Here is a 6,195-nt window from a genome sequence, read left to right on the forward strand (position 1 = left end):
GTCCATGACGTACCTTCCTTCCACTGCGACTGTTCCTACAGAAATCTTGTGACGACAAACGCGACAGCCAGGCCCACGAGCGCCGCCGCGATGAACTTCAATGCGCTGGATGCCAGCGGCTGGCGACGGCCGAGCGCATCGTCGTCGCGAATCGGCTCCTCGCCTTTCGAGTAGGCGAGGATGTCCTTGTACGTGACAAGGTCGCTGGCCTTCTTCATCCGCTCCACCTGGCCCGCAAGCCCCAGGCCTATCAGCCAGAGGAAGAAGAACGCTACGCATCCGAGCACCTCGCCCTCGCTCCATCCGGGAAGAACCGACGACGGCCCCGTGTGCGCGACGAACCCCGCGACCGCGCACAGGACGCCCAAGGCGATGAGGCCCCATGCCGCCGCGATAAGCCGCGACATCCTTCTCCATTCCTTCTTGATTTCCGACTCCATTGCGGCCACATCTCCCTTCACGAGCTCGTCTATGGACACGCCGAAGAGGTCGCTCAGAAGCAGGAGGCTCTGCACGTCCGGATACGTCTTGTCCGTCTCCCAGTTGGAGATGGTCTGGCGCGTCACGAAGATACGCTCGGCAAGGTCCTCCTGCGAGAGGCCGAGGCGCTGCCGATGCTCCTTCAAGTGCTCCTTGAGCTCCACTGCGTGTCCTTTCTCGACTCAAGATGTGCCATGGCGCAAAAGATTACAACCAAATGTCTTTGGCATATAGACCTTACCAGCCAATCGGAGCTGACAAAAGTCTTTGACATCGCGTCTCATCTGGTGTTTCTTCTCATGTCGCAAAGCAGACCGATCCTCCGGCGGCCGTCTTCTAGCGTCCTTTGCGCTTCTGCGTGAGTTGTTCTCGGTCTCAAGCTGATCGACGCCGATCTGCCACGATGGCTGGAGGTGAGTTGCTTCATCGCGCGGCTCCACCTGATCGAGCTCGAAAGAATGCATTTGCAAAAAATGGCACTATTGCGACTGTTGAATCAGCGGCCTGGGAGTCGTATTGTCTTCCCATCATCAATTCGCGACAGGAGGTCTTGATGAGATTCACTTCGGCAGGTACATCGAAGCTCGTCCTCTTTGAATCCTCTGACGGGGAGGTGAAGCTGGACGTACCGTCTGATTCGGATACCGTTTGGCTGACGCAGCAGCAGATGTCCGTGCTATTCGGTACCTCTAAGCAGAACATCAGTCAGCACATCGGTAACTGCTTCAAAGAGGGAGAGCTGCAGAAGGAATCAGTAGTAAAGGATTTCTTGACAACTGCAGCGGATGGAAAGAAGTATCGCACGTCTCACTATAACCTCGATGTCATCATCTCCGTAGGCTATCGGGTGAAATCGCAGCGTGGCGTAGAGTTCCGTCAGTGGGCTACTGACGTGCTGCGTCGCTATATCGTCGAGGGTCGCGCCGAGAATGAGCGTCGACTTCAGCAGCTCGCCCAGGTGGTCTCGGTCATGGAACGCCTCTCGGGCGATTTGGGTGCTGGGCAGATTCTCGAGATCGTGAAGAGCTACGCCCCCGCACTCGACCTGCTGGACGATTACGATCACCAGCGCCTCAGCCGCCCAAAGGGATCCGAGGGCGTCTACGTGCTCGATTACGATGAGTGCCGCGAGCTCATCGACAGCCTGCGCTTCTACGGCGAGAGCGATATCTTCGGCAAGGAAAAGGACGACTCCTTCCGCAGCAGCATCGCCGCTATCTACCAGTCGTTCGGCGGTCAGGAGATCTACCCCTCGGTTCAGGAGAAGGCGGCCAATCTCTTGTATTTCGTAGTGAAGAACCACTCGTTCCACGACGGGAACAAGCGCATTGCCGCAAGCCTCTTCCTCTACTTCCTCGATCGTAATGGGCTGCTGTACGAAAAAGGCCGCAAAACGGTGGGCGACGACTCGCTCGTGGCCACCACCATCATGATCGCCGAATCGCGCCCCGACGAGAAGGAGGCCATGGTGTCCCTCGTCATGAACTTCCTCGCCCTGGGGAGCGCGGCTGCGAAGTAAGACGGGCTGGTTCCTCCTTTATGTCGATGCGCCATGCAGAGAAGGGACAACCAAGGAGGCAGGTTGCTGATGCGGCACCGCCGCACGCCCACGACTACCCGACGGGGACTGCGTTTTCATCTCTGATGGGTTGATTATACGAGATGAGACGGACGGTTGGTTGTCTTGCGAAATGAGGCAAGTCAGCCGGTTGGCTGTCCCATGAGCGCAGAACGGCCCGGCAACTGGGTGGGTTGCCGGGCCGTTGCACTTGCTAGCGAAAGGAAGAGCCTATTCCCACTCAACCGTCCCAACCGGCTTCGGGGTCAGGTCGTAGCACACCCTGCAAATCCCCGGGACTTCGTGGGTAATCCGGTCGGTCATCTTCTTCAGCAGGGCCCAATCAAGCTCCGGCACCTCGGCGGTCATCACGTCTACTGTGTTGATGGCGCGGATGATGGCGGGCCACTCGTAGGCTCGTACGCCGTCGCGGACGCCGGTGGCGCGCATGTCGGGCACCACGGCGAAGTACTGCCAGGCGCCCACGTTCGCGGCTTCCATTTCCTCGCGCACGATGGCGTCGGCCTCGCGCAGCGCTTCCAGACGATCGCGGGTGATGGCGCCCAGGCAGCGCACGCCCAGGCCGGGGCCGGGGAAGGGCTGGCGCTCAACCATGTTCTCGGGCAGGCCCAGCTCGCGGCCGACCACGCGCACCTCGTCCTTGTACAGCAGCTTCACGGGCTCCACCAGCTCAAACTGCAGGTCGTCCGGCAGGCCGCCCACGTTGTGGTGCGCCTTCACGCCGTCCTGGGACTCAAGGATGTCGGGGTAGATGGTGCCCTGGGCCAGGAAGTCCACCTCGTCGCCCACCTTGCGGGCCTCTTCCTCGAACACGCGGATGAACTCGCCGCCGATAATCTTGCGCTTGGTTTCCGGCTCGTCCACGTCGGCCAGCAAGTCCAGGAAGCGATCCGTGGCGTCCACGTACACCAAGTTCGCGTCCATCTGGTTCTGGAACACGTCGATGACCTGCTCGGACTCTCCCTTGCGCATGAGGCCGTGGTTCACGTGCACGCACACCAGGTTCTTGCCGATGGCCTTGATCAGCAGCGCCGCCACTACCGAGGAGTCCACGCCGCCGGACAGAGCCAGCAGCACCTTCTTGTCGCCCACCTGCTGCTGAATGGCCGCCACCTGCTCGTCAATGAAAGCCTGGGCCAGTTCGGGCGTGGTGATGCGCTCCATGGATTCGGGTCGTACGTTCTCGTCCATTGAGGACCTCCTTGGGGTTTGGACCGCGGAAATGACTTCGGAAGAATTATAGCGTGACGATGGGCTTACGTCGCGTTGACAAGCCGCCTCCTTCGATGGTTCAAAGCCTGAGCGGTTTCATAATGAAATGCGTATGCTCGTTAGGAAGAAAGCCAGGCAGAAGGAGGTGCGGCGCGCGGTGAAGGCTCTGGAATTTGCGCTTATCGTGCTGGCTTGTGTCATCGGATCGTCCATCCTGTGCCAGGTGGTGCGTCGTCTGTCGTTGCCGCTGGTGCAAATTGCCGTGGGCTGCGCGGCGGCGCTGCTGGTGCCGGCGGTGCACAACGTGCACATTTCCTCCGAGCTTTTCCTGGTTATGTTCATCGCGCCGCTGCTCTTCGACGAGGCGCGCCACACCCACCCGCGCCAGCTGTGGGAGAACAAGGGCTCCATCTTGTCCCTGGCTGTGGGCCTGGTGCTGCTGACCGTGCTGGTAGTGGGCTTCGTCCTGAATTGGTTCGTGCCCTCCATCCCGCTGGCTGCGGCCTTTGCCTGCGCAGCGGCCCTGGCCCCTACGGACGCGGCGGCCGTGGGCTCGCTGTCCGCCAGCGTGAGCCTGAAAAAGCGCCAGAGCACCCTTCTGTCCGGGGAATCGCTCATCAACGACGCTTCAGGCGTGGTAGCCTTCCAGTTCGCCAGCGCCGCGGCGGTCACGGGGGCGTTTTCTCTGGTTGATGCCGGGCAGGAATTCCTGCTGCTGTTCTTCGGCGGCATCGGCATCGGCGCGGCCTTGGGAGCGGTGGGCCTGTACTCCATGCGCCTGCTGCGCCGTCGGGGCTACGAGAGCACCACGGTGCACGTGCTCTACGAGGTCTTCTCGCCCTTCTTCGTGTTCCTGTTCGCCGAGTGGCTGGGCGTGAGCGGCATCCTGGCCGTGGTGGCGGCCGGCCTGGTTATGGCCGATCGCCAGGAGCGCCTGACGTCCACGGCGTCGGCCCAGCGCGAGCTGGTGTCCAACGGGTTTTGGCGCATCCTCGTCTTCCTCATCAATTCCGTGGTGTTCGTCCTGCTGGGCATGCAGTTGCCCCAGGCCTTCACCCCCGCCATTGCCGACAACTTCTCGCTGCCCTTCCTGCTGGGCATTGTGGCGCTGACCACGGCGCTTATTGTGGTCTGCCGGTTCGGGTGGGTGCTGGTTATGGAGGTGGTGCACCGCTTCGCCCTGCGGCGCCAGCGCGGGCATAAGGTGCGCAAGCGCACGGCATCGGCCCTGGAAACCTGTTCGCCGAACACGCCGTCGCCCACGCCGCACCTGCGCACCAAGCGTCCCCACTGGCGCGAGCGCATTGGCAGTTTGCTGCGCAACGCGCTGGTCCTTACCATTGGCGGCCCGAAGGGCGCGGTCACACTGTCCATCATCTTCACCCTGCCCACGACGCTGTCCGATGGCACCACTCCCTTCCCGGAACGCGACCTGATCGTCTTCCTTACGGCCAGCGTCATCCTGTGCACCCTGCTTTTGGCCGACGGCCTGCTGCCCTTGTTGGCCCCGCGCGAGCATGACGACACCAGCGAGGTGGAGCTGCGCCGGGCCACCGTCAAGGTGCTCGAGGGCACTCTGGCCGAGCTGCAGGCCATGCTGGCCAGCGAGAAGAACCCGCAGTTCGACCCTGCTTTGCGCCTGACCATCGCCCATTACCGCGTGCGGCTCATGCACGAGCGCGGCGCCCTGGACGACGGCTGCAGCCATCTGTTCGACCAGCTGGGGGAGCAGGTGCGCCAGGTGCAGGAGAAGAAGGCCGCGGCCATTCACCAGCAAGGGGCTTACCAGACGGCCGAGCTGGCGCCCTACTACGCCATGCTGCGCGGGGTGCGCCAGTCGGTGGGCTACGATGGCTCCGACGTGAAGGTGGGGTCGCGCTTCAACAGCCTGCGCGGGCGCATGGCCCTGTTGTGGCAGCGCACGAAGTCGCCCGAGGTCAGCGACGACCAGGCCGAGCGCATCTACTACGACACCTGCCTGTTCGCCATCGAACTGGAGCACGCGGCCCTGGATTACTTGCAAGACGTGATAGCCCAGGACGACGAGCGGCGCCATGCGGCGGAGATTCTCCGCCAAGAGCACCGCGCCGCGCTCAATTCGCTGTGGAATCGCATCAACTACGGTCAGGAGGTCAAGCAGGAGGACCGTCCGGACCTCACGCTCGACCACCACGAGAGTCTGCCCACGGGCATGGAGCCGCTGTTCGGCAAGCAGTTCGCAGAAGCGGCGCGCTATGCCGACGAGGTGGACGCCGACGCCCTGACCATCGAGCTCGATCAGATTCGCCACCTGCAGGAGCACGGCGAAATTACCCTGCCCATTGCCAACGAGCTGCGCCAGCGCGTCTACGTCCTGCAAATGAGCCTGGGCAGCTAGGCCTCCTTATCCAGCGCGCGCACCGAGCGCGGCAGGTAGAGCACCAGGCCCAAGGCAAGGCAGGCCAAGCCGTCGATAAGGAAGAACGGCGCAATGCCGACGGTCTCGGCCAGCGCGCCGCCCACGGCCACGCCCAGGGGTGCGGAAAGCCCCGTCAAGGCGAAGAACAGCCCCATGGCGCGGCCCATCTTCTCGTCGGGCACGTGGCGCTGCATGAGCGTGAGCAAGGGGCCGTTGAACCAGGCGCAGGCCACGGCCATGACGCCCATCAGCACCACGAAGGCGGGGAAGGCGCTGGATGGCAGCAGGCCGCAGGCGGCGGTGGCGGTGCCGACGATGGCGGCCGCAACGGCAATGAGCCCGGCCAGGCGCTTACCGCCGCCCCACACCATCAGGATCGAAGAGCCCACCAGCATGCCGATGCCGAAGGCCGCCTCGCCCAGGGCTGCCATGTAGCCGTCACCCTGGAAATAGTCGTAGGTCATAAGCGGGCACAGGGCCGAAAGGGGCCCAAAGATGAACATGCCCAGGGTGACGCCGCCGATGA

At 62.9% G+C, this 6,195-nt stretch carries 5 protein-coding genes; 2 read left to right on the plus strand and 3 right to left on the minus strand.

The annotated features are described in order from the left end of the window. Positions 1 to 35: 35 nt before the first annotated feature. Entirely contained in the window at positions 36 to 644 is a 609-nt protein-coding gene (locus tag QZ307_RS10455; RefSeq protein ID WP_295999626.1) for a helix-turn-helix transcriptional regulator, read from the minus strand. A 389-nt stretch (positions 645 to 1,033) separates the two neighbouring features. Between QZ307_RS10455 and rhuM the strand changes: the two genes are divergently transcribed. Then, positions 1,034 to 1,999 (plus strand): RhuM family protein, encoded by a 966-nt coding sequence (rhuM, locus tag QZ307_RS10460; RefSeq protein ID WP_295999628.1) that lies wholly within the window; start codon positions 1,034 to 1,036, stop codon positions 1,997 to 1,999. Positions 2,000 to 2,269: 270 nt separating this feature from the next. On the opposite strand, the gene guaA is transcribed toward rhuM, so the two are convergent. Then, positions 2,270 to 3,250 (minus strand): glutamine-hydrolyzing GMP synthase, encoded by a 981-nt coding sequence (gene guaA, locus QZ307_RS10465; protein WP_295999630.1) that lies wholly within the window; start codon positions 3,248 to 3,250, stop codon positions 2,270 to 2,272. 178 nt (positions 3,251 to 3,428) lie between these two features. Here guaA and QZ307_RS10470 point away from each other — a divergent pair, with 178 nt between their 5' ends. Then, the gene (locus QZ307_RS10470) at positions 3,429 to 5,648 is read left to right on the plus strand and encodes a sodium:proton antiporter (RefSeq protein ID WP_295999632.1); all 2,220 of its coding nucleotides are present in this window, start codon (positions 3,429 to 3,431) and stop codon (positions 5,646 to 5,648) included. Here the strand turns inward: QZ307_RS10470 and QZ307_RS10475 are convergent. Further along, a partial coding sequence (locus tag QZ307_RS10475) for an MFS transporter (RefSeq protein ID WP_295999634.1) occupies positions 5,645 to 6,195 on the minus strand: 551 nt, incomplete at its 5' end. The two genes, QZ307_RS10470 and QZ307_RS10475, sit on opposite strands and share 4 nt — an antisense overlap.

Source organism: uncultured Adlercreutzia sp., assembly GCA_910585575.1.
GTDB lineage: Bacteria > Actinomycetota > Coriobacteriia > Coriobacteriales > Eggerthellaceae > Adlercreutzia.